The organism is Curtobacterium sp. Csp1 (assembly GCF_013347185.1).
The window spans coordinates 1,730,185-1,750,171 of the sequence record NZ_CP054594.1; the positions used below are offsets into that span (position 1 = coordinate 1,730,185).

The 19,987-nt window shown below is 72.5% G+C and carries 23 protein-coding genes; 14 read left to right on the top strand and 9 right to left on the bottom strand.

Annotated elements, in window-relative coordinates; genetic code table 11:
- The first annotated feature begins 53 nt into the window (after positions 1–53).
- Together HUN58_RS08305 and HUN58_RS08310 are read left to right on the top strand one after the other, a co-directional pair.
- On the top strand, positions 54–2,240 hold the full coding sequence (locus tag HUN58_RS08305) for an MDR family MFS transporter (protein WP_114848852.1): 2,187 nt from the start codon (positions 54–56) through the stop codon (positions 2,238–2,240).
- Positions 2,241–2,317: 77 nt separating this feature from the next.
- Entirely contained in the window at positions 2,318–2,908 is a 591-nt protein-coding gene (locus tag HUN58_RS08310; protein ID WP_114848851.1) for a TetR/AcrR family transcriptional regulator, read from the top strand.
- A gap of 290 nt (positions 2,909–3,198) precedes the next feature.
- Here HUN58_RS08310 and HUN58_RS08315 read toward each other — a convergent pair whose 3' ends face one another.
- Positions 3,199–3,957 (bottom strand): SDR family NAD(P)-dependent oxidoreductase, encoded by a 759-nt coding sequence (locus tag HUN58_RS08315; protein WP_180225641.1) that lies wholly within the window; start codon positions 3,955–3,957, stop codon positions 3,199–3,201.
- A 91-nt stretch (positions 3,958–4,048) separates the two neighbouring features.
- Between HUN58_RS08315 and HUN58_RS08320 the strand changes: the two genes are divergently transcribed.
- Entirely contained in the window at positions 4,049–4,612 is a 564-nt protein-coding gene (locus HUN58_RS08320) for a TetR family transcriptional regulator (protein WP_180225642.1), read from the top strand.
- 38 nt (positions 4,613–4,650) lie between these two features.
- The gene (locus HUN58_RS08325; RefSeq protein ID WP_180225643.1) at positions 4,651–5,088 is read left to right on the top strand and encodes a VOC family protein; all 438 of its coding nucleotides are present in this window, start codon (positions 4,651–4,653) and stop codon (positions 5,086–5,088) included.
- On the opposite strand, the gene HUN58_RS08330 is transcribed toward HUN58_RS08325, so the two are convergent.
- The gene (locus tag HUN58_RS08330) at positions 5,085–5,354 is read right to left on the bottom strand and encodes a hypothetical protein (protein WP_180225644.1); all 270 of its coding nucleotides are present in this window, start codon (positions 5,352–5,354) and stop codon (positions 5,085–5,087) included. The genes HUN58_RS08325 and HUN58_RS08330 overlap by 4 nt on opposite strands.
- Before the next feature lie 126 nt (positions 5,355–5,480).
- On the opposite strand from HUN58_RS08330, the gene HUN58_RS08335 reads away from it, so the two are divergent.
- From HUN58_RS08335 to HUN58_RS08345, 3 genes are all read left to right on the top strand, one after another.
- Entirely contained in the window at positions 5,481–6,272 is a 792-nt protein-coding gene (locus HUN58_RS08335) for an Ltp family lipoprotein (protein ID WP_254631473.1), read from the top strand.
- Positions 6,273–6,347: 75 nt separating this feature from the next.
- Positions 6,348–6,653: a hypothetical protein gene (locus HUN58_RS08340; protein ID WP_114848846.1), complete on the top strand. Its 306-nt coding sequence runs from the start codon at positions 6,348–6,350 to the stop codon at positions 6,651–6,653.
- A gap of 41 nt (positions 6,654–6,694) precedes the next feature.
- Positions 6,695–7,573 carry a DUF808 domain-containing protein gene (locus HUN58_RS08345; protein WP_141860410.1) on the top strand — a complete coding sequence of 293 codons (879 nt, stop codon included), beginning with the start codon at positions 6,695–6,697 and terminating at the stop codon, positions 7,571–7,573.
- 125 nt (positions 7,574–7,698) lie between these two features.
- Here the strand turns inward: HUN58_RS08345 and HUN58_RS08350 are convergent, their stop codons facing one another.
- From HUN58_RS08350 to mtnN, 3 genes are all read right to left on the bottom strand, one after another.
- Positions 7,699–7,923 carry a hypothetical protein gene (locus HUN58_RS08350; protein ID WP_141860408.1) on the bottom strand — a complete coding sequence of 75 codons (225 nt, stop codon included), beginning with the start codon at positions 7,921–7,923 and terminating at the stop codon, positions 7,699–7,701.
- A 133-nt stretch (positions 7,924–8,056) separates the two neighbouring features.
- Positions 8,057–10,006, bottom strand: a complete 1,950-nt coding sequence (locus HUN58_RS08355; protein WP_180225645.1) for a potassium transporter Kup — start codon at positions 10,004–10,006, stop codon at positions 8,057–8,059.
- Positions 10,007–10,375: 369 nt separating this feature from the next.
- Positions 10,376–11,086 carry a 5'-methylthioadenosine/S-adenosylhomocysteine nucleosidase gene (mtnN, locus tag HUN58_RS08360; RefSeq protein ID WP_114848842.1) on the bottom strand — a complete coding sequence of 237 codons (711 nt, stop codon included), beginning with the start codon at positions 11,084–11,086 and terminating at the stop codon, positions 10,376–10,378.
- A gap of 41 nt (positions 11,087–11,127) precedes the next feature.
- On the opposite strand from mtnN, the gene HUN58_RS08365 reads away from it, so the two are divergent.
- Positions 11,128–12,714, top strand: a complete 1,587-nt coding sequence (locus tag HUN58_RS08365; RefSeq protein WP_208745457.1) for a cell wall metabolism sensor histidine kinase WalK — start codon at positions 11,128–11,130, stop codon at positions 12,712–12,714.
- Positions 12,711–13,397, top strand: coding sequence for a hypothetical protein (locus HUN58_RS08370; RefSeq protein WP_114848840.1), 687 nt, complete (start codon positions 12,711–12,713; stop codon positions 13,395–13,397). Before HUN58_RS08365 ends, HUN58_RS08370 begins: the two co-directional genes overlap by 4 nt.
- A 33-nt stretch (positions 13,398–13,430) precedes the next feature.
- Here HUN58_RS08370 and HUN58_RS08375 read toward each other — a convergent pair whose 3' ends face one another.
- Complete coding sequence (locus HUN58_RS08375; RefSeq protein WP_208745458.1) at positions 13,431–14,111, bottom strand: hypothetical protein; 681 nt, start codon at positions 14,109–14,111, stop codon at positions 13,431–13,433.
- A gap of 125 nt (positions 14,112–14,236) precedes the next feature.
- Between HUN58_RS08375 and HUN58_RS08380 the strand changes: the two genes are divergently transcribed.
- Complete coding sequence (locus HUN58_RS08380; RefSeq protein ID WP_114849148.1) at positions 14,237–15,718, top strand: glycosyltransferase; 1,482 nt, start codon at positions 14,237–14,239, stop codon at positions 15,716–15,718.
- A gap of 18 nt (positions 15,719–15,736) precedes the next feature.
- Here the strand turns inward: HUN58_RS08380 and HUN58_RS08385 are convergent, their stop codons facing one another.
- Positions 15,737–16,726 carry a response regulator transcription factor gene (locus tag HUN58_RS08385; protein WP_229666785.1) on the bottom strand — a complete coding sequence of 330 codons (990 nt, stop codon included), beginning with the start codon at positions 16,724–16,726 and terminating at the stop codon, positions 15,737–15,739.
- A gap of 2 nt (positions 16,727–16,728) precedes the next feature.
- On the opposite strand from HUN58_RS08385, the gene HUN58_RS08390 reads away from it, so the two are divergent.
- Positions 16,729–17,076: a hypothetical protein gene (locus tag HUN58_RS08390; RefSeq protein ID WP_058741171.1), complete on the top strand. Its 348-nt coding sequence runs from the start codon at positions 16,729–16,731 to the stop codon at positions 17,074–17,076.
- Positions 17,077–17,164: 88 nt separating this feature from the next.
- Here the strand turns inward: HUN58_RS08390 and HUN58_RS08395 are convergent, their stop codons facing one another.
- Together HUN58_RS08395 and HUN58_RS20920 are read right to left on the bottom strand one after the other, a co-directional pair.
- Entirely contained in the window at positions 17,165–18,058 is an 894-nt protein-coding gene (locus HUN58_RS08395; RefSeq protein ID WP_254631648.1) for a serine hydrolase, read from the bottom strand.
- Positions 18,059–18,095: 37 nt separating this feature from the next.
- A complete protein-coding gene (locus HUN58_RS20920) occupies positions 18,096–18,224 on the bottom strand; it encodes a hypothetical protein (RefSeq protein WP_257222040.1) in 129 nt (42 codons plus the stop codon).
- Between the two features lie 211 nt (positions 18,225–18,435).
- Here HUN58_RS20920 and HUN58_RS08400 point away from each other — a divergent pair, with 211 nt between their 5' ends.
- Genes HUN58_RS08400 through HUN58_RS08410 form a run of 3 tightly spaced genes read left to right on the top strand, consistent with a single transcriptional unit; the run spans position 18,436 to position 19,948 of the window.
- Entirely contained in the window at positions 18,436–18,996 is a 561-nt protein-coding gene (locus tag HUN58_RS08400; protein WP_254631649.1) for an RNA polymerase sigma factor, read from the top strand.
- Positions 18,993–19,592 carry an Asp23/Gls24 family envelope stress response protein gene (locus HUN58_RS08405; RefSeq protein WP_141860396.1) on the top strand — a complete coding sequence of 200 codons (600 nt, stop codon included), beginning with the start codon at positions 18,993–18,995 and terminating at the stop codon, positions 19,590–19,592. Before HUN58_RS08400 ends, HUN58_RS08405 begins: the two co-directional genes overlap by 4 nt.
- Before the next feature lie 11 nt (positions 19,593–19,603).
- On the top strand, positions 19,604–19,948 hold the full coding sequence (locus HUN58_RS08410) for a hypothetical protein (RefSeq protein ID WP_114848836.1): 345 nt from the start codon (positions 19,604–19,606) through the stop codon (positions 19,946–19,948).
- Positions 19,949–19,987 lie beyond the last annotated feature (39 nt).

A 19,987-nucleotide genomic window follows, 5' to 3' on the forward strand; every position in this document is an offset into this window, starting at 1 on the left:
TGGATGTATCGTTGCGCGGTCTGCAAAGTTACACAGCCAGAAAAAGGAGTTCGATGACCGCCACCGCACCCGTCCCGGTGCAGCACGGCCGCCACGCGGCCGAGGCGCCCGCGGCGACCGCCGCGCCCGCGCCCGGCACGCCCGGCCAGCAGCCGCTCATGACGCACCGCCAGATCCTCCTCGTGATCTACGGCCTGATGGCGGGCATGTTCCTGTCGTCCCTCGGCCAGACGGTGTTCGGCACGGCCATCCGCACCATCGGCGACGACCTGCACGGGCTCGACCAGCAGGCGTGGGTCACGACCGCGTACCTGATCACGTCGACCATCGCGACGCCGATCTACGGCAAGCTCTCCGACATCTTCGGCCGCCGACCCCTCTACATCTTCGGCATCGTGGTGTTCATCCTCGGCGCCGTGCTCTCGTCGATGTCCACCTCGATGCTCATGCTCGCCGCGTTCCGCGCGGTGCAGGGCATCGGCGCCGGCGCCCTGATGTCGCTGCCGCTCGCGATCATGGGCGACATCCTCGCCCCGCGCGAGCGCGCCAAGTACCAGGGCTACTTCCTGGCCGTGTTCGGCATCTCGTCGGTCATCGGCCCGCTCATCGGCGGCCTGCTCGCCGGCTCCTCCGAGATCCTGTGGATCACCGGCTGGCGCTGGGTGCTCCTCATCAACGTCCCGATCGGTGTCGCCGCGCTCATCATGGTGATCGTCTTCCTGCACCTGCCGAAGGTGCACGGCAAGGGCGACAAGCCGAAGGTCGACTGGTGGGGCGCCACGGCGGTGATCGTCACGCTCGTGCCGCTGCTGCTCGTCGCCGAGCAGGGCCGCACCTGGGGCTGGGGCTCCCCCGCCGCGATCGCGAGCTACGTCATCGGCGCGCTCGGTCTCGTCGCGCTGCTGCTCGTCGAGGCGAAGATGGGCGACGCGGCGATCATCCCGCTCAAGCTCTTCCGGTCCGGCACCTTCTCGATGGCCACGGTCATCGGGTTCCTGGTCGGCTTCGCGATGTTCGGTGCCATGCTGACCATCCCGCTCTACCTGCAGATCGTCGTCGGCCTCACCCCGACCGAGTCCGGCTTCGCGACGCTGCCCCTGGTCGGCGGGCTCATGATCGCGTCGATCACCTCCGGCCAGATCGTCGCCCGCGTCGGTCGCTACCGGATCTTCCCGGTCATCGGCACGTTCCTGGTCTCCGCCGGCTACGTCGTCCTGACCTTCATGACGATCGACAAGCCGCTCTGGTTCCTGATGATCGGCATGTTCCTCATCGGCCTCGGGCTCGGCTCGGTCATGCAGTCGCTGACCCTGGCGTCCCAGGGCTCGGTCGAGGCCCGGGACATGGGCGTCGCGACCTCGTCGGCGACCTTCTTCCGGCAGATCGGCGGCACGCTCGGCACCGCCGTGCTCCTGTCGATCCTGTTCTCGGTGATGCCGTCGAACATCCTCACCGCGACCGCGAACCAGGCCGACCTGAAGCCGGCGCTCTCCGCCGCACTCGACCCGACCGTGGCGGGCAAGGCCGAGAACCAGGGCGCGATCGACAAGATCTGGGCCCCGATCACCGCGCCGCTCACGAAGACCGTGCAGTCACAGCTCGACGACGCGACCGCGCAGGCGAAGCAGGCCGCCGACGCGCAGGTCGTGTCGAAGGTCAGCGCTGCCGTCCAGGCCCAGGTCGACGCCGGGGCGCTGCCCGAGGCCGCCGCCCAGACCGTCATCGACCAGCAGGTCGCCGACGCCACGCCCGCTGCCGAGGCCGCCGCGCTCGACGCCGTGGCGACGAAGGCCCACGCGGGCGTGCAGGACGGCACGGTGACCGTCGACTGGTCGGACGCCTCGCAGCGCACGTACTGGGTCGACGAGCTCACGCCGAAGCTCGCGCAGGAGATCCAGGACGGCAGTGGCACCGACTCGAACGCCACGAGCACGAACGACACCTCGTTCCTGACCGGTGCGGACAGCCGGCTGACCCGGCCGTTCATGGCGGGGTTCAACGCCTCGTCCGTGACGATCTACTGGGTCGGACTCGGGGTGATCCTGCTCGCGTTCGTCCTCACCTGGTTCTTCCGGGTGCCGCCGCTCCGCCAGCGTTCGGCGCTGCAAGAGCAGCACGACGAGGCGAACGGTGCCGGTGACGGCGCTGATGAGCTAGAGGTCCAGGCCGGTCTCGCCGCCGCCGAGGCCGGGTCCTTCACGGGGCCGATGACCGGCTCCACGCCGACCCAGCGTCGGTGACCACGCGGCCGGTCCGGGTGCACCGCGCACCGGGACCGGCCGCTCCCGCCCCACCCACCCTCCACCCAGGAGTGCACGTGACCACCACAGCAGCACCGGACCCGGCCACCGCGCCGTGCACGTTGCGCGAGCGGAAGAAGCAGCAGACCCGGCAGGCGCTCCACGACGCCGCGCTCACGCTCGTGTCCGAGCACGGTCTCGACGGCGTCACCGTCGAGCAGATCTGCGCCGACGCCGACGTCTCCCCGCGGACCTTCTTCAACTACTTCACGTCGAAGGCGCACGCCGCGCTCGGCCTCGACACCGTGGAGGTCCCCGCGTGGGCTGCCTCGCGCTTCGCCGAGGCCGACGGGCGGCTGGTCGACGACCTTTGCACGCTCATCGCCTCGACCGTCCCGCTGTCGCCCGACCGTCGGCGCATGAAGGAGCTGCTCGTGCTCCGGCCCGAGATGGCCTCGATGGTGATGCGGTGGATGGCCGAGTCGCGGCAGTCGCTCCTCGCCACCGTCGGTGTCCGGACCGACGAGCAGACCGCGCGGACTGCGGTCGGGCTGGTGATGTCCGCGCTGTCCGAGGTCGCACACCGGGACACCGTGGGCGACAGTGATGAGCTCGACGCGCGGCTCCGGGTCGTCGTGGCGGAGATGGGCGCGCTGGCTTCGGCGTAGGGCGCGTCTCGGGGCGGACCCGCTGCCGCTGCCGCTGGCTCGGCGAGACGCCCCCGGGTGGCCGAGACACCGCCGCTCCCGGAGCCGTCTGGACGGGGCCGAGGCGTCTCGAGGCACGTGGGGCGTCTCGGCGGGGTCACGCGAGCAGCGTGCGGGTTCCCGTAATGCAGCCGCCGGTGCCGCGGGACCGCCCTATGCTCGGTCCCGCCGACCACGGTCGGCGGGAACCCGTGTCGGCGGCGCCAACGTCGTCGTCGTCGACACCGGGGGTCCCCGCTCGGCGGACCGGGTCAGACGACCGACCACCCGCCGTCGGACGGCAGCACGACGCCGTTGACGTTCGCCGAGTCGTCGCTGAGCAGCCAGGTGATGGCCGCCGCCAGCTGCTCGGGCTGCGCGACGGGCGGGATGGCGACCTGCATGATCGGTCCGACCCGACCGGCCGCGTACTCGCTCTGCATCGGTGCCTCGATGTTCGTCGCGACCGCACCGGGCGCGACCGCGTTCGCGCGGATGCCCTGCGGGCCGTGGAAGAACGCCACGCTCTTCGTGAAGCCGGCGATCGCGTGCTTGGACGCCGTGTAGGCGGCCCCGGCGGCGGAGGCCCGGAGCGCCGCCTCGGAGGCGACGTTCACGACCGCACCGCGACCGGCCCCGATCATCACCGGCAGGACGGCCCGGGTCAGCCGCATCGGACCGGTCACGTTGACGCTGAAGACGCGGTCCCAGGTGGCGTCGTCGACCTCGTCCGGCGGCAGGAACGCGTCCATGATCCCGGCGACGTTCGCGAGTCCGTCGATGCGCGGGCCCGCGGCGGCCAGCAGGGCGTCGATCGTCGCCGGGTCGGCGACGTCGCCGACGACGGACTCGACGGCGCGCCCCGGGAGGTCGTCCCGGAGCGTGTCCAGCCGCTCGGGCACGACGTCGGTCGCGACGACGCGGCCACCCTCGTGCGCGATGTGCGTCGCCGTGGCGCGTCCGATGCCGGACCCCGCTCCCGTGACGATGATGGTCTTGCCGGCGAACCGTCCGGCGGTGGTGTCGCTCACGTCGTCTCCTCGTCGAGGTGCGCAGTGCGCGAGCTGCGCAGGTGCGCGGTGTCCACCACCTAGTTGTAGCACTCAGTGCCGAAAGGATGCCATGGGAACCGTCGGACGCCCGCGCACGATCGATCCGGATGCGGTGTCGCTCGTCGCGCTCCGGATGTTCGACGACCTGGGCTTCGACGCCGTCTCGATGGACGAGGTCGCGGCGGCCGCCGGGGTCAGCCGTCGTTCGTTGTTCCGCCTGTTCCCGAGCAAGGCCGCGCTGGTCTGGGGCGGCCTCGACGAGTTCGCCGACCGCTTCACCGCCGCGCTGCGGGAACGCCCGACGAACGAGACGTCCGCGGACGCCCTGCGGGCCGCGTACCGGATCGGCGCGACCTTCCCGGACGACGTCGTCGAGACGACTCGGCACCGACTCCGGGTGATCCGCGCGGAGCCGACGCTCGGCCTGGTCGGCGCGGAGACGATCGCGGCCCTGACGAGGACCGTCGTCCGGTTCGTCGCGGAGCGGGACGGGCGATCGCACACCGACCTCGAGGTGGTCGTGCGGGCGAACGTCCTGGTCGCGGCCGCGAGCGCCGCACTCACGTGGTGGGCGGTCGACGGCGACGGACGCCCCGAGGACGCCGTCGACCGCGCCCTCTCGATGCTCGGCTGATGCTCGCGGTCCGCGACGCTCTGGCGTAGCGTCGGCGCATGGACGTCAGCGGACCGGCACCGTACTTCCTGCTCCCCGGGACGGCACGGGCAGCGCTCACCCGGTGGCAGCGGGTCTTCGGCGGCAAGCTCCGGATCGCCACCTACGCCGACTTCTCCCGCGACGACGGTCCGGCCGACGCCGTGGCGCACGGCGAGCTCGTCGGTGGTCTCCGGCTGTTCGCGGCGGACGCCGGCGGCGACGACGAGTCCTTCGCGGCGTCGGGCCTGCTCTTCTCCCTGCTCGGCGCGGCGGAACCCGAGGTCCTCCGGCGGTGGTTCGGGGACCTGGCGATCGACGGCACCGTGGTGGACCCGCTGCAGCAGCGGCCGTGGGGCGACTGGGACGGCACCGTCCGGGACGCCTTCGGGGTCACGTGGCTGATCGGCTTCGAGGCGACCGCGCCCACGATCACCCCGGCCCCGCCTGCCTCCTAGGCGGCGTCGGCGGGCAGCAGCGGGGCCCAGAACGCGTCCGGACCGTCGGCGACGACCGCGTCCCGATCGAACCGGAAGCCGTACTCGCGCACGAAGTCGAGGGCCGCGGCCTGCTCGTCCTCGGCGTCGTCCTGTGCGGCGTCGAACAGGTAGACGCCGTGCCCCATCGCGACTCCCGCGTCGCCGATGACGGAGAGGTCCCAGCGACCGGGCTCGGCGCGTTCGATCCGGACGACGGCGGCCTGTGCAGCGGAGAAGTCAGCCATGTCGCGAGCATACGGACGGGATCCTGCGGCCGTTCAGGTCGACGTCCCGCGATCACCGAAGAGTGGGGAACCGCAAGACTCGCCGCAATTCTCTGGGAAATCACAGACTTGAGGCATACTCCTCGCATGACAACACCCGAGCCGCAGGGAGCCGGCATGTCGCAGACGCCTCCCCCGTTCCCCCAGTACCAGGGTCACGGCCCTGGGCTCCCGCCGTCCCAGCCGGGCGGCCTGACCCCGAAACGCGCTGCTGGGCTGGCGATCGCTGCACTCGTCGTCGGCATCGCGGCCTTCCTCTTCGGGCTCATCCCGGTGTTCGGGGCACTCGTCGGCATCGCGGCGATCATCCTCGCTGTGCTCGCGATCCGACGACAGCAGTCGAAGGGCCTCGCGGTCACCGGACTGGTCCTCGGCATCCTGGCGACGCTCTCGTCCGTCGGCACGGCCGCAGGTCTCGGCGCGCTCTTCAGCTCGGACGAGGTGCGGCAGGCAGCGGTCGTGGCTGCATCCCCGACACCTGTCCAGGAGCAGGAGTCGCCGTCGAGTGAGCCCGCCGCTCCGGAGTCGGAGGAAGCAGCTCCGGCCGAGGCCGCACCGGCGCAGCCCGACGTCCCTGCTGACTTCACCTCAGCACTGAACAAGGCCGAGAGCTACTCCGAACTCATGCACATGAGCAAGGCCGGCATCTACGACCAGCTCACGTCCGAGTACGGAGAGAAGTTCTCGCCAGAGGCCGCGCAGTACGCCGTCGACACCGTCCAGGTCGATTGGAACGCGAACGCACTCGCCAAGGCGAAGGACTACCAGTCATCGATGTCGATGTCGCCGGACGCGATCCGCGACCAGCTGACGTCCGAGTTCGGGGAGAAGTTCCTCCCTGCAGAAGCGGACTACGCCATGGCGCACCTGAACGACTGACCTCGTACCAGCGCGACGGGCGGAGGGCGCTCTCGAACAGCACCTCCGCCCGACGCCATCCCCTAGCCTGAACGCATGGACGCCCCGCAGCCGTCCGGCACGACGAGGCGCCGGATCACGCTCACCATCGACCGGCCCTGGTGCACCTGGGGCGCCCGCCCGACGGTGACGATCGACGGCGTCGGGCACCCCGCGCAGTGGGGCACCGGCACGTGGGCGGTCGCCGAGTCCGGCGACACCGAGGTGGGCGTCTACCTGTACAACCGGGTCTGGCGGTTCGGCGCCGCGCACGCCACGGTGGGCACCGCGGATACCCTGCGCTACCGCAGCGGCGTCCTGCCCCTCGGACCCGGGACGATCACGCCCGAGCCGACGGTCTGACACCACGGGTTCGCAGGTTCCGGCCCAGTAGTCTGAGGAACATGTCAGTCGGGTTGCTCGCCGTGGTGGACGACATCCTCTCCGCGGCCCTCAAGGCCAGCGCGAAGACCGCCGGCGTGGTGATCGACGATGCGGCGGTGACCCCGCAGTACGTGCAGGGCCTGGAGCCCGCGCGTGAGCTGCCGGTGGTCGGGCGCATCGCCCTGGGCAGCCTGTTCAACAAGTTCGTCATCATCATCCCCCTGGCCCTGCTGCTGTCGGCCTTCGCGCCGTGGGTGCTCCCGTGGCTCCTGGTGATCGGCGGCACGTACCTGTGCTTCGAGGGCGCCGAGAAGGTCACCGAGTGGTTCGGGGTGCACCACGCGGCGCACGGCGACGAGCAGCCGACGACCGAGCCGAAGCTCGTGTTCGGCGCGATCCGCACGGACCTCATCCTGAGCACCGAGATCATGCTCATCGCGCTCGCGAGCCTGGACACGAGCCTCGGGTTCTGGCCGACCGTCGGGGCCCTCGCGCTCATCGGCGCCGGCATGACCGCGCTCGTCTACGGCGCGGTGGCGCTCCTGGTCAAGGTCGACGACATCGGCCTGCAGATGATGAAGCAGGAGTCGCGCCGCACCCGACGTGTGGGCGCCCGGGTCGTCGCCGCGATGCCGACGGTGTTCCGCGTGATCAGCATCGTCGGGACCGTGGCGATGCTCTGGGTCGGCGGGCACCTGGTGATCGCGAACCTCGCCGAGACGTTCTGGTCCGGACCCTACGACCTGCTGCACGTGGTCGAACACGCGGTGGAGGCTGCCGGACCGGTCGTCACCTGGATCGTCGACACGGCCGTGTCCGCCGTCCTCGGGCTCGTGCTCGGCATGGTCGTCGTGGGCATCGTGCTCGGCGTCGGTCGGCTGCGGCGCCGCTCGCACTGACGGCGGCGGCGACCTCACGCGCTCAGCGACACCTCACGGCCGCGAGTGCACGTGAAGTGTCGCTGAGCACGTGGACTCGCGCGCGCCGCGCGCCGCACGCGCACCGCACATCGCACGCGCGCGCGTCAGCGTCCGCCGTCCCCCGGCGACGACGTCGACCACTGGTACCACGCCTCGAGCTGCGCCTGCGCACTCCCGAGCGCACTGTGCGATCCCCGGACGGCCCCGTCCACCGACGCGAGCTCGTACTGCCGTTCGAGCACGATCGTCCCGAGCACGGTGTCCCCCTCGAGCGCACACCACGTCGTCGCGGAGTCCTGTCGCCAGGTGAGGGGGTGCACGTGTGCCATCGGGGGCGGCTTCCGCTCGGTGCCGCAGGAGCCCGGATGGCGGAACGACTGCTCGGACGCTACGCCGTCCGGCTGGACGGTGCTCAGCATCGGAGCAACGAGCAGCACCGCGGCACGCAGCCCACGGCCGCGGTCAGATCTCGACGTCGCTGCCCATCGTCACGGTGCGCTGCGCCGGCAGCCCGAACCGCGCGGCGGGATCGGCGGCGTTGTGCGCGAGCCCCACGAACAGCTTCTTCCGCCACCGCGCCATGCCCCGGTTGCCCGGCTGCGGCCGGAGCGCGCCGCGGGAGATGAAGTACGACGCGTGCTGCATCTCGTCCGGGTCGATGTCGAGCACCTCGGCCAGGCACGCGGCGTGCAGGGCACGGGGCAGGTCCTGGTCGTCGGAGAACCCGAACTTCACGGTGATGTGGTCGATCCCGTCGTCCTCGTATCCCAGGTCGTCGCGGAAGAACGCCTTGGCGTGCGGGACGTGCGGCACGTTGGCGGTGAGCACGGACACGATGAGCACGGTCCGGTGCATCACGTGGTTGTGCTCGACGTTCGCCCGGAGCGCGAGCGGGGTGGTCTCCTTGTTCGGGTGCGGGAAGATCGCGATCCCCTCGACCCGCGGGATGTGCTTCGTGTTGACGCGCTCGATGAACTCGGCGAGGGACCCCTCGCGCTCCTTGCGTTCGTCCTGCACGAGCTGCCGACCCCGGCGCCACGTCGTCATGAGCGTGATGACGGCCAGCGCGATCAGGAGCGGGACCCACCCGCCGTGCAGGATCTTCGACAGGTTGCCGGCGAGGAAGGTCAGCTCGAGCCCACCGAAGACGACCGCGGCGAGCACGAGCTTCCACGTCTTCCACTGCCAGAGCGGCTTCACGACGAGCAGGAGCAGCAGGGTGTCGACGACGAGCGCGCCGGTCACGGACACCCCGTACGCGGTCGCGAGGCTCGCGGACGACCGGAACGCCAGCATGATCGCCATCACGCCGATGAACAGCAGCAGGTTCACGGCGGGCAGGTAGATCTGGCCGCCTTCTTCACGCGAGGTCTGCCGGATCGTCAGCGGCGGCAGCAGCCCGAGCTGCACGGCCTGCCGTGTCAGCGAGAACGCCCCGCTGATGACCGCCTGGCTCGCGATCACCGTGGCCGCGGTGGCGAGCACCACGACGGGGAGCCGCAGACCGTCGGGGAACAGCAGGAAGAACGGGTCCTTCGCCGCCGAGGGGTCCTCGAGCACGAGCGACGCCTGGCCGAGGTAGTTGAGCACGAGCGCCGGGAACACCACGAAGAACCACGCGCGCAGGATCGCCGGGCGACCGAAGTGCCCCATGTCGGCGTACAGCGCCTCGGCCCCGGTGATGACGAGGACGACCGCCCCCATCGCCACGAACGTGATGTACGGGTGCGCGACGAGGAACGTGACCGCCCAGGTCGGCGAGAGCCCCTGCAGGACGCCCGGGTGCGCGATGATGTGCGGCACGCCGGCCACCGCGATCACCACGAACCACAGGAGCATCACGGGACCGAACAGGTTGCCGACCTTGCCCGTGCCGAACCGCTGGACGGCGAACAGCAGCACGAGGATCACCGCGGCGATCGGGACGATCAGGTGCTCGACCGACGGCGCCGCGGTGGACAGGCCCTCGACCGCGGAGAGCACCGAGACCGCCGGTGTGATCACCGAGTCGCCGTAGAACAGCGAGACGCCGATGATCCCGATCACCAGGAAGATCGTCGCCCCGCCGCGGCGCTCGGCGTATAGCCGCCGTGCGAGGGCGGCGAGCGCCATCACCCCGCCCTCGCCGTTGTTGTCGGCCCGCATGAGCACGAGCACGTACTTGATCGACACGACGACCGTGACGCTCCAGAACATGATCGAGATGACGCCGTAGACGTCCTCCTGCGTCGCCTTGACGATGCCGCCGTCGATCGTGAAGACGGTGCGCAGCGCGTAGAGCGGGCTGGTGCCGATGTCGCCGAAGACGACGCCGAGCGCCGCCAGTGCCAGCGCGACGACGCCCTTGCCGGGGACGTGGCCGTCGTCGGCCACGGTGTCCGTGGTGGGCGACGGTGAGCGGGTCTCGGTCACGCGCGTCTCTTCCGTCAGGGTCGTCCGGGCGACGACCGCGGATCATCATCGCACCGACGGGCGCCTCCGGTTCGCAGGCGACCTCCACCTGTGGACAGCCGTGCGGAGACCGGCCTGCCGTTCGCTGTACCCCGACACCTCGACGCGTACAGGAACGGCGTCCTACCGTCGGCGACGAACAGAGCGCGGACACGCGCGGGAGGAGCACACCATGAACCTCGACGGCTTCGAACCGGCCCAGCTGATCGTCTTCGTCATCGCGGTGGTGCTGGTCTTCGGCGGACTGATCGCGAGCAGGCGCCGCCGCTGACGCGGCATCCCCCACCGGCCAGGAGGCACGGGGCCCGGTCCGGCGCGGACGTCGGCCCGTCAGACGGTCAGGTCGGTGACGACGTCGTGCGCGACGCGCGCCGCACGCGCGGACGCGTCGTCGAGGTGCTCCTTGAACTCGTCGCCGTCCGGCGCACAGAGGTCGCTGATCCCGCGGATCGACACGAACGGCATGTCGTGCACGTGGGCGAACTGGGCGATCGCCGCGGACTCCATGTCGACGGCCGCGACCTGGGGGAACGCCTCGCGCAGGACGCGCGCCCGTCCCTCGGTCACGAAGACCTCGCTCGAGCCGATCGTGGCCGATCGCACCCGGTACGGTGTCTCGGCGGCAGCGGCGACGTCGGCCATCCGTGCGTCCGGCGCGTAGCCCGGCGGCATGCCCGGCACCTGGCCGAGCGCGTACCCGAAGGCGGTCGCGTCCGCGTTCACGTTGACGTAGTGGTCGCCGACGACGACGTCGCCGATGGCGATCCCGCGCATCAGCCCACCGGCGGTGCCGACGCTGATCACGGGGACGGCGCCGAAGTCGTGGAAGCAGTGGGCGACGGCGGCGGTGGCGTTCGTGAAGCCGATGCCGCTGCGGCGGAGGGCGACCGTCCGGCCGCCGACGTCGAGCAGGTGGTGCTCGTCGTGTCCGCCGACGGGGCCGTCCTGCAGGACCACACCGCCGAACAGGTCGGCGACGGCGGCGAGCTCCTCGCTCATGGCCGCGATGACGACGGCGACGGGTCGGGACTCCTGGTGCACCGGACGATCCTCCCACGCCGCGCGCGTGCCAGCATGTCCACATGGGGACGCGCACGGACCGGGACGAGCGGGCTGGCCTGCGGGCGTTCCGCAACCAGCTCGCCGTGGTGGCCGGGATCATGCCGGTCGTCGCCTTCGTGCTCGTCGTCGACCGCGAGTCGGTCGGGGTGCTCGCCGCCCTGGGGACCGCGCTGCCGCTGGCGGCCCTCGCGGTCGCGGCCGCGGTCCCCACGACCGTCGACCCGCGGTGGTTCGCGGCCGTGCTCGCCGTCGACGTCGCCGCGATCGCCCTGATCCGCGGGGACGTGCCGTCGGTCGGGATCAGCGCGCTGTTCACACTCCCCGCGCTGTGGTCCGGGTACGCATTCGGCTTCCCCGGTGCGGCGACCACCACGGCGTTCACGGTCGGCCTGCTCTGGGTCGGCGCGCCCGGCGAGTGGGTGACGATCGACTCCGGCGACACCGCCCGGCTGGTGTCACTCCCCCTCGTGATCGCCGCGGTCAGCGGGACCGCGGCCGCCCTGGCTCGCCGTGCCCGAGCCCGGCAGGCGCTCCTGCACGACCAGGCCGAACTGCTCCGTCGGCGCCTCGGCGAGGTCACCGCGCGCGAGGAACTCGTCCGCGCGGTGCTCGAGTCGGTGGACTTCGACGTGCTCGCCTTCGACGCCGAGGGGAACACCACGGTCACGAACGCCGGGCGCAGCGGCGCGGCCGCCCGGGACCTCGCCGCCCGCACCACGGCGGACGGGGTCGGGTCGCTCGTGCGGCGGACCCTGGACGGCGCCGAGCTCGAGGAGGAGCTCGTGCCGGTCCGGCGCGAGGACGGTCGAGCCAGGACGTACACGGTCAGCACGCGCCTGCTGCCCGACGAGGGCGGCGGGGGCGGCGTCCTCGTCGCGCGGGACGTCACCGCCGAGCGGAGTGCCCTGCAGGCCCGGGACGACCTGGTCGCCTCGGTGTCGCACGAGCTCCGCACACCGACCACGGCGGTCCTCGGCTCCGTGGAGCTCGCGCGCGAGGTGGACGGCCTGCCCGCGGACGCCGAGCGCCTGCTCGACGTGGCTTCCCGCAACGCCGAACGACTCGTCGAGCTCGTCGGCGGCATCCTCGACGCGGCCCGCGAGGAACGTGTCGACCTCGTGCTCGCACCGTGCGACCTGCTCGAGGTCGTCGACGCCGCGGTCGAGGCCGCCGAGCCCGCCGCCCGCGCCGCCGGGGTGACGCTCCGGACGAGCGCGGCGGCGTCCCCCGTGACGGTGGTCGCCGACGCCTTCCGGATCCGGCAGGTCGTCGACAACCTGGTGAGCAACGCCGTCAAGTACAACCACGACGGCGGCTGGGTCGAGATCGGGGCGCACGCGGTCGGCGACCTCGTGTGGCTCATCGTGCGCGACGACGGGATCGGCATCGCCGACGCCGACCAGGACCGGCTGTTCGAGCGGTTCTTCCGCGCCGAGAGCGTCCGGAGCACGGGGATCCACGGCACCGGGCTCGGCCTCGCCATCTGCCGGCAGATCGCCCGGCGGCACGGCGGGGACCTCACGGTTCTCAGCGTGCTCGGCGAGGGCACCACCGCGACGATGACGATCCCGGCAGCGGGACCTGACCGGACGGAGCCCGTCGCGTGAACCCCTACCTGCTCTGGACCGCGGTCGGCTGCGGCCTCGTCCTGCTCGCCACCGCGCTGGTGAGCCGTCGATCGGGCGCACGACGGCCGGACGTCCCCCGGAGTGCCCTCGACGCGGCGGTCGGCATCGTCGGGGCGTTCCTGGTCTGCATCGCCGCGGCGCTCTTCGCCGGGTCGGCCACCCGCGTGCTGGTCGTGTGGCTCGTCGTGCTGCTCACGGTCGGGCTCGTCTGCACGGTGCTCCGGGTCCGCCCGGGGAAGGCGGCGGCCGCGGGCGACGGCGTCCCGCAGCGGGCCGAGGCGCTCCCGGCGGCGCTGCGGATGCTCGACCGCGCGGACTACCACCAGGTGTCGGTCGTCCGCCTCGCGGTGACCGTCGGCGACGCCGCGCTGCTCGGGACCGCGTTCGGCTCCGAGACGGTCGACGCCGCTCGTGCTGCCCTGGCCCGGGCGCTCCGGGACGTCGTCCCGCCGGACGCCCCGCTGTGGACCGAGCAGCACGACCGGGTCGTGGCGCTCGTCCGGCAGGAGGAGTGCGACCTGACTGCCTGGCGCGCCGAGGTCGAGACGGCCCTCGTGGCGGTCTCGCCGGACCGCGTCCCGACCGTTCCGACGGCGACCTGGCGCACGACCTCGACCGACGACCTCGGCTACCGGCTCGACGACCTCGAGACCGACGACTGACGACGCCCCGCGACCGCCCGTCCTCCGGTGCGGTCAGCCCGCCGGTGCGAGGTCGATCGACAGCGTGTCGGTCGCGGTCTGCTGTGCCGTCGCGCCGCCGCTCCCCGCCGTGGTCTCGGTGAACACGAGCGTCACGATCGCCCGGAGCCGCGCGGCCTCGGCGGGAGCCGCCCCGAGCACGAAGGTCCCGGACCACGACTGCGGCGCGGCGACCGCGTAGCCCTGACCGTCCGCCTGCTCGGCGGGCGAGCCGTCCGACGCGACGTCGGCGCCCGACCCCGTCCGGTACGACACGGCGACGGCGGCCCGCACGAGCCGGACCTCGGCATCGCCGCCGGACCGGGTCGTCACGGACATCGAAAGGGGCTTGTCCGCTCCCGGGGTCCACTCGTCCATCGGCAGGGTCGACCAGTAGCGGACGTCCACCGTCAGGTCGCCGGCCTGCAGGGTCCGGCTCGCCGCCCCGGAGGCCAGGTCCCCACCGACGGCGGACGGCTTCGCGGACGGCGTGCGAGACGGCGCCCCGGACGCCGACGCGGACGGTGCCCCCGATGCCGACGCGGACGCCGATGCCGCGACCTCCCACGGCGGCGTCCCGCACCCGGCGAGCACGAGCACCGCACCGACCGCGAGCGCCGACACGGCTGCAGCCCGCGCCACGACCGGACGCCCCGTCGGCGGCCGCCCCACGACCGACCCCCGCCGAACCGTCATCGTCGCCCCCACTCCTGCGTCCAGAGCAGATCTTGAGGATCCGCTGCGCCATGGTAGCGCCGGCGCAGAGCGGTGGCCCGGAGACTCGGTGCAACCGCATCGACCCGAACGATCAGGAGCACCCCGTGTCCGCCACCCGACCCACCGAGGCCCCCCGCACGGTCCCCACCACCTCGACCGCCGCCGACCGCAGCCGCTACACGCGCCGCCACGACCCCGAGCTGGCCGCGTCGGTCCTCGACGACCTGCAGGCGCTGCCGGAGTACCGCCCGTCCATCGGCTGCGTCATCCCGGCCTACAACGAGGAGGAGAGCATCGCCGCCGTGCTCACCTCGCTCCTCGAGCAGACCCGGCTGCCGGACGTGGTGCACGTCGTGATCAACAACACGACGGACCGGACCTTCGACGTCGCCGCGGACTTCGCCGGCCCGCACGTGGTCGAGCGCGACGGCGTCGAGCAGCGCACCGAGGTCTACGTGCACGACATCGGCGAGAACCCGGACAAGAAGGTCGGGGCCCTGAACTACGGCTTCAGCCTCATCGAGGGCTGCGACTACATGCTCGGCGTCGACGGCGACACCACGGCGCACCCGGACGCCGTGGAGTGGCTGGCGCAGGAGATCGTCTCCGACGCGCGCATCGGCGGCATCTCCGCGATCTACTCGATCGACGACCGGCCCTTCCGCGGTCCCGTGCAGCGCTTCCTGATCGCCGGACAGCGCGCCCAGTTCGCCGCGTTCAACATGCAGAACATGCTCAAGGGCCGGAACATGGCGGTCCTCGGCGGCCAGTTCTCGATCTTCTCGATGCGCGCCCTGCACGAGGTCATGGACGCGAACCACCAGGGCTCGCCGTGGGTGAAGGACAGCGAGGTCGAGGACTCCCTGCTCTCGCTCCAGGTGAAGAGCGCCGGGTACCTCACCAAGATCAGCGCCCGCGCCCGCGCCGACGTCGGCGGGATGCACACCCTGCGCGGCCTCGACGCCCAGCAGGTCAAGTGGAACTTCGGCGCGATCGAGCTCATGTGGCCCGGGCAGCGCGGTGACACGAAGGGGCAGCCGTTCCACCCGAACCTGCGCCTGCGCTGGGTCGAGCACGCCTCGATGGCGATGAACTTCCTGACGCGCGTGCTCTTCGTGCTGCTGCTCGTCGCGTCCCTGTCGATCCACGCGTTCGTGTTCAGCCCGCTGTGGCTGGTCCCGCCGGTGGTCGCCGTCGCGCTGAACCTGCGGGTCGTCGCGTCCATGAAGCACCGCACGTGGCGCGACGTGCTGTTCGCGGCGCTCATCGCCCCGGCCGAGGTCTACATGTGGATCCGGCTCGGCCACTTCCTGCGCGCGTGGACCCGCTTCGCGAGCAAGAAGCAGACCGACAACTGGGCCGAGCAGGCGAAGGCCGAGCGCGGCTCGGGCAACGCGCACCTGGCGCCGGTCGCGATCGTCCTGCTCGTGATGGCCGCCGCGGTGTACGGATGGCTGCAGCTCGACGTCGTCGCGCAGTCCACGATCCTGTGGTTCGGCTGGCCGGTGCTCGCCGTGATCACGGCGATGCAGACCCTCGGGATGGTCGGCAAGCTGCTCCGCCGCCAGTTCGGGTACCGGGTCTGAGGGATGCCGCCTCCCCGCTCACTCCGCGACGAACCCCGGGTCCCCGGGTCCCGTCAGCCGGTAGCCGACGCCCCGGACCGTCACGACGAAGCGTGGCGCGTTCGGGTCGTCGGCGAGCTTGCGTCGCAGGTTCGCCATGTGCACCTCGACGTTCCGCCGGTCGGCGTCGCCGATGTAGTGGGTGGTGACGTACGCGTCGTTCCGGACGGCCAGCGCCAGGTCCGCCTTGGACCGGACGCGGCGACGGGTCTCGACGAGCGTCGCGATGAGGTCGAACTCGGTCTTGGTCAGCTCGACCGGGACGCCGTCCACCCGGACGAGCCGGGCCTCCTGGTCGATCGCGAGCCCGTTGTGGTGCACCCACGCACCGTCGACGTCGGCCGGACCGACCGGCGAAGCCGGCGAGCCCGGCGACGCCGGACCGTCGGGCGAGGTCGGCGGGTCCGCGGCCACCGGAGGGGCGGGGACCTCGGGCGTGACCGTCGCGACGGACAGGACGGCCGAGGGCGCGGCGGACGCGACCGGGACCTCGCTCGCGGCGAGCGGACCGGTGCCGTCCGGGTCGCCGACCTCGGGCGCCGCGGGCTCCGCGATGCGCGGACGCCGGAGCATCGCCCCGAGCCTGGCCCGGAGTTCCCGCGGCCGGAAGGGCTTGACGAGGTAGTCGTCCGCACCGGCCTCGAGGCCCTGCAGGATGTCGATCTCGTCACCCATCGCCGAGATCATCACGATGTAGGTGCTGCTCGACTCCCGGATGCGCCGCGCCACCTCGAAGCCGTCGATCCCCGGCAGCGACACGTCGAGCGTCGTCACGACGGGCTCGTGCGCGAGGACCGCGCGCACGCCGTCCTCGCCGTTGCCGGTGCTGACCGTCGAGAAACCGGCCTGCATGAGCACCTGCTCGAGCAGGTAGCGGATGTCGAGGTCGTCCTCGATGACGACGGCGACGCGTCGTTCCTGTCCCGGGTCCGTCACGACGGAGTCCCCCTCCCCCGCCACGGTGGTCACCCGTGAACGGCACGCTGGTGGTCCTGGACGCGCACGACCGTGCCGAGCGGTACGGGTGGCTCGTCTCCGAGGAGTATTGCAGCACCCTCCTGCATGCGGACACCTGGGGATCCGCGCTCCGCGGCTTCGCGCCGGCCCCGGACGTGCTCCTGGTCGCGTCCCTCACGGACCGCGACGCCGCCGCCGTCGCGTCGATCGTCCGGGTCGGTCGCGCGCTCGGCGTCCGCGTGGTCTGCGACGGCTCGCGGACGGGCGAGGTCCTGCTCCGTGCAGCGGTCGCCGCCGGTGCCACCGGGTGGGACGGCTCGGCTGCGTCCGCCGGGGCCGCCTTCGCCCCGCCCGTCGCGTGACGCGACCACCCACCGGACGGGAGGCACGGTGCGGCCCCGCCACGTGCCTCCCGTCCGGTGGTCCCCGCCCCGGTGACGGGCCGCGCCGCTAGGGGGCGAGCACCGCGTCCACGGCGACCGCGAAGGCGTCCGCCCCGCCGTGGTCGTCGGCGGTGACCGTGACAACGGCGTGGTCGGCGGACATGACCATCTGGCCGTACGCGCCGTGCAGGCGCCAGAGCCGCCCTGGCCCGCCCCAACCCGCCATCGCGTACCGGTCGTAGCCGGGGTCCGCGTCGGGTCGGACGACCCAGTCCGTGTGCATCGCGTCGCACCACCGCGCCCCGACGACGCGCCGTCCGTCCACGACGCCGCGGTCGCGCACCAGGCGGCCGAGGCGGGCGACCTCCTCGGTGCGGAGCGCGATGCCGGCCCCGCCGGCGACGAACCCGCGGGAGCAGCGCTCCCAGGTGACGCCGTCGACGCCGAGCGGCGTGAACAGGCGGTCCGCGACGAACGCGCCGACGTCGCCGACCCGGGTCTCGAGGACGCGCATCGCCGTGTACGTGCTCACGTTCGCGTACTGGAAGACCCGGCCGCGTGCGGGCCGGCCGAGGAACTCGGCGGCGAGGTCCGGCCACTCGGTGAGCTCCGTCGCCGACCAGGGCATGTCGATGCCGCTCATCATCGTGAGCAGGTGCCGCAGGGTGACCTCGCCGGTGCCCGGGCCGAACGCGGTGCCCGGCAGGGCGGCCGCCATCGCCTCGACGACCGGTGCGTCGACGTCGACGAGGCCGTCGTCCGCAGCGATGCCGACCGCCAGGACGGCGACGCCCTTCGCGATCGAGTGCACCTCGCGGCGGACGTCGGGCGTCCAGTGGTGCTCGGCCGTCTCGTCACCGATCCGGACGTGCAGGCCGTGGGCGCGGAAGCCGGTCCGGTCGGCGTGGGCGACGAGGGTGTCGAGGACGGCGGCGGCGCGGTCGGACTGGGCGGGGTGCACGGAGGCCATCATCGCGGACCCGCGGCCGCGGCGCGCGTCAGAGTCCGCGGAGCCGGCGCCCGGACGCCGCGTCGTTCCACGACGTCGACGAGCCCTCGACCTCGGCGGCGTGGAGGCCCTCGTGCCCGTCGGCGAGCGCGCAGCGCCAGCGGTCGAAGACGCTCATGCAGAGGTCGCGGACCACTGGGTCGGACGGCGGACCGCCGACGTCGTGGGGACGGTGGGGTGTGCCGGGTTCGGGTGCGGGTTCGTGGTGCATGTCAACAGGAGGACGTCCCGAGCGCGCGTTCTGTCACGAGATGACCGATCCGCGGCGTGTCCGGACGGGGCACGGCAGCGTCCGGCGTCCCCGCGGGCGCGGGGTGTTGGCTCGGGGTGTGCCCGAGGACGACCCCCTGCTCCACGCATCGGACGCGACCCTCGTGTCGCGCGCCGGTGACGGGGACGTCCTGGCGTTCGAGGTCCTCGCCCGGCGCCACGGTCCGGTGATGCGCGTGTACGCGGAGCAGGTCCTCGCGTCGAACGTCGAGTCGGACGACGTCGTGCAGGAGTCCTTCCTGACCGGGTGGCGGAAGCTCGGGGAGCTCGAGCAGCCCGCGCGGTTCCGGCCGTGGATGATGCAGATCGTCACGCGCAAGGCCCTCGACCGGCTGCGGCGCCGACGGCACCACGAGGAGCTCGACGACGACGTCGCCGAGCCGACCCACGCCGCCCGGGACCCGGAGCGCATCGTCGAGACGCGCTTGCAGCTCGACGCCGTCTCGGCCGCGCTCGACCGGCTGCCCGTCGACCAGCGTCGGTGCTGGTTGCTCCGGGAGACCGCCGGCTACAGCTACCAGCAGATCGCCGACGAACTCGAACTGCCCGTGACCACCGTCCGCGGGCTGCTCGCCCGAGCGCGACGGTTCCTCTCCGCGGAGATGGAGGGATGGCGATGAACCAGGACGACCTGCCCGTGCCCGACGACGACCTGCCCCTGCCGGACGACGACCTCGACGGCCACTCCATGGAGGAGCTCGCCGAGTACCTCGACCGCGGACGGAACCCGATCGACCCGTCGATCGAGGGTTCCGCCGCGTGCCGCCTCGCGCTCTCGAACATGCAGCGGCTCCGCGAGCTCTCGCTCGACGCCCTGCAGCACCGCGCCGACGGCGAGTCCGACCGCGAGACCGGCTGGGTCGACCGGCTGCTCGAGGCGATCCGCGCCGAGGTCCGCTCCGGCCGGGACGTCCCGGTCTCCCACCCCGACCCGCGGCTGCGCCTGTCGATGACCGAGGCCGCCGTGCAGGGCATCGTGCGACGGGCCGGCGACACCATGGGCGGGGTCGTCATGGGACGCTGCACCCTGACCGGCGACCTCGACGTCCCCGGCGCCCCGATCACCGTCTCCGTCACCGCCGGACTCGTCTACGGACACCCCGCCGAGGAGACCGCCGAGCGACTCCGGCTCGCCGTCACGCGCGCACTCGAGCGGCACACCGAGCTCACCGTCGCGTCGATCGACGTCCGGTTCGACGACGTCTTCCTGCCGTGAGGAGCAGCACCGTGGACGACGAAGCACTCTCCCGCGACCTGACCGCCGCCGTCCGGGCCGTCCCCGGCGTCGTCGGCGTGCACGCACCCCGGTCCGCGGTGCACGCCGCCGCCGAGGCCGTCGCGGTCGCGCTGTCGCTGCGGGAGCCCGACGTGCTCGTCGACGTCGACCGGCTCGACACCACGCTCCGGCTCACCACGCACATCGCGGTGGACGACCGGCGGCCGGCGCCCGACACCCTGCGCGAGGTCGGGGAGCGGTTACGCGAGGTCGTCGATGGGGTGCCGGGGCCGTCGGCGGACCTGATCACGGTGACGATCCGGGTGGTGGAGGACGGCGGTACGGTCGTCGGGTGACGGCTCCCCGCGGTCGTGTGCGTGCCGCCGTGACGGCGG

What these genes read in the sequence shown, in the direction of transcription:
- HUN58_RS08305 (WP_114848852.1), top strand. Translation starts at nt 54, where the DNA reads ATGACCGCCACCGCACCCGTCCCGGTGCAGCACGGCCGCCACGCGGCC.
- HUN58_RS08325 (WP_180225643.1), top strand. Translation starts at nt 4,651, where the DNA reads ATGGACGTCAGCGGACCGGCACCGTACTTCCTGCTCCCCGGGACGGCA.
- HUN58_RS08375 (WP_208745458.1), bottom strand. Translation starts at nt 14,111, where the DNA reads ATGACGGTTCGGCGGGGGTCGGTCGTGGGGCGGCCGCCGACGGGGCGT.
- HUN58_RS08320 (WP_180225642.1), top strand. Translation starts at nt 4,049, where the DNA reads ATGGGAACCGTCGGACGCCCGCGCACGATCGATCCGGATGCGGTGTCG.
- HUN58_RS08365 (WP_208745457.1), top strand. Translation starts at nt 11,128, where the DNA reads ATGGGGACGCGCACGGACCGGGACGAGCGGGCTGGCCTGCGGGCGTTC.
- HUN58_RS08350 (WP_141860408.1), bottom strand. Translation starts at nt 7,923, where the DNA reads ATGGCACACGTGCACCCCCTCACCTGGCGACAGGACTCCGCGACGACG.
- HUN58_RS20920 (WP_257222040.1), bottom strand. Translation starts at nt 18,224, where the DNA reads ATGAGCGTCTTCGACCGCTGGCGCTGCGCGCTCGCCGACGGGCACGAG.
- HUN58_RS08405 (WP_141860396.1), top strand. Translation starts at nt 18,993, where the DNA reads ATGAACCAGGACGACCTGCCCGTGCCCGACGACGACCTGCCCCTGCCG.
- HUN58_RS08340 (WP_114848846.1), top strand. Translation starts at nt 6,348, where the DNA reads ATGGACGCCCCGCAGCCGTCCGGCACGACGAGGCGCCGGATCACGCTC.
- HUN58_RS08330 (WP_180225644.1), bottom strand. Translation starts at nt 5,354, where the DNA reads ATGGCTGACTTCTCCGCTGCACAGGCCGCCGTCGTCCGGATCGAACGC.
- HUN58_RS08345 (WP_141860410.1), top strand. Translation starts at nt 6,695, where the DNA reads ATGTCAGTCGGGTTGCTCGCCGTGGTGGACGACATCCTCTCCGCGGCC.
- HUN58_RS08335 (WP_254631473.1), top strand. Translation starts at nt 5,481, where the DNA reads ATGACAACACCCGAGCCGCAGGGAGCCGGCATGTCGCAGACGCCTCCC.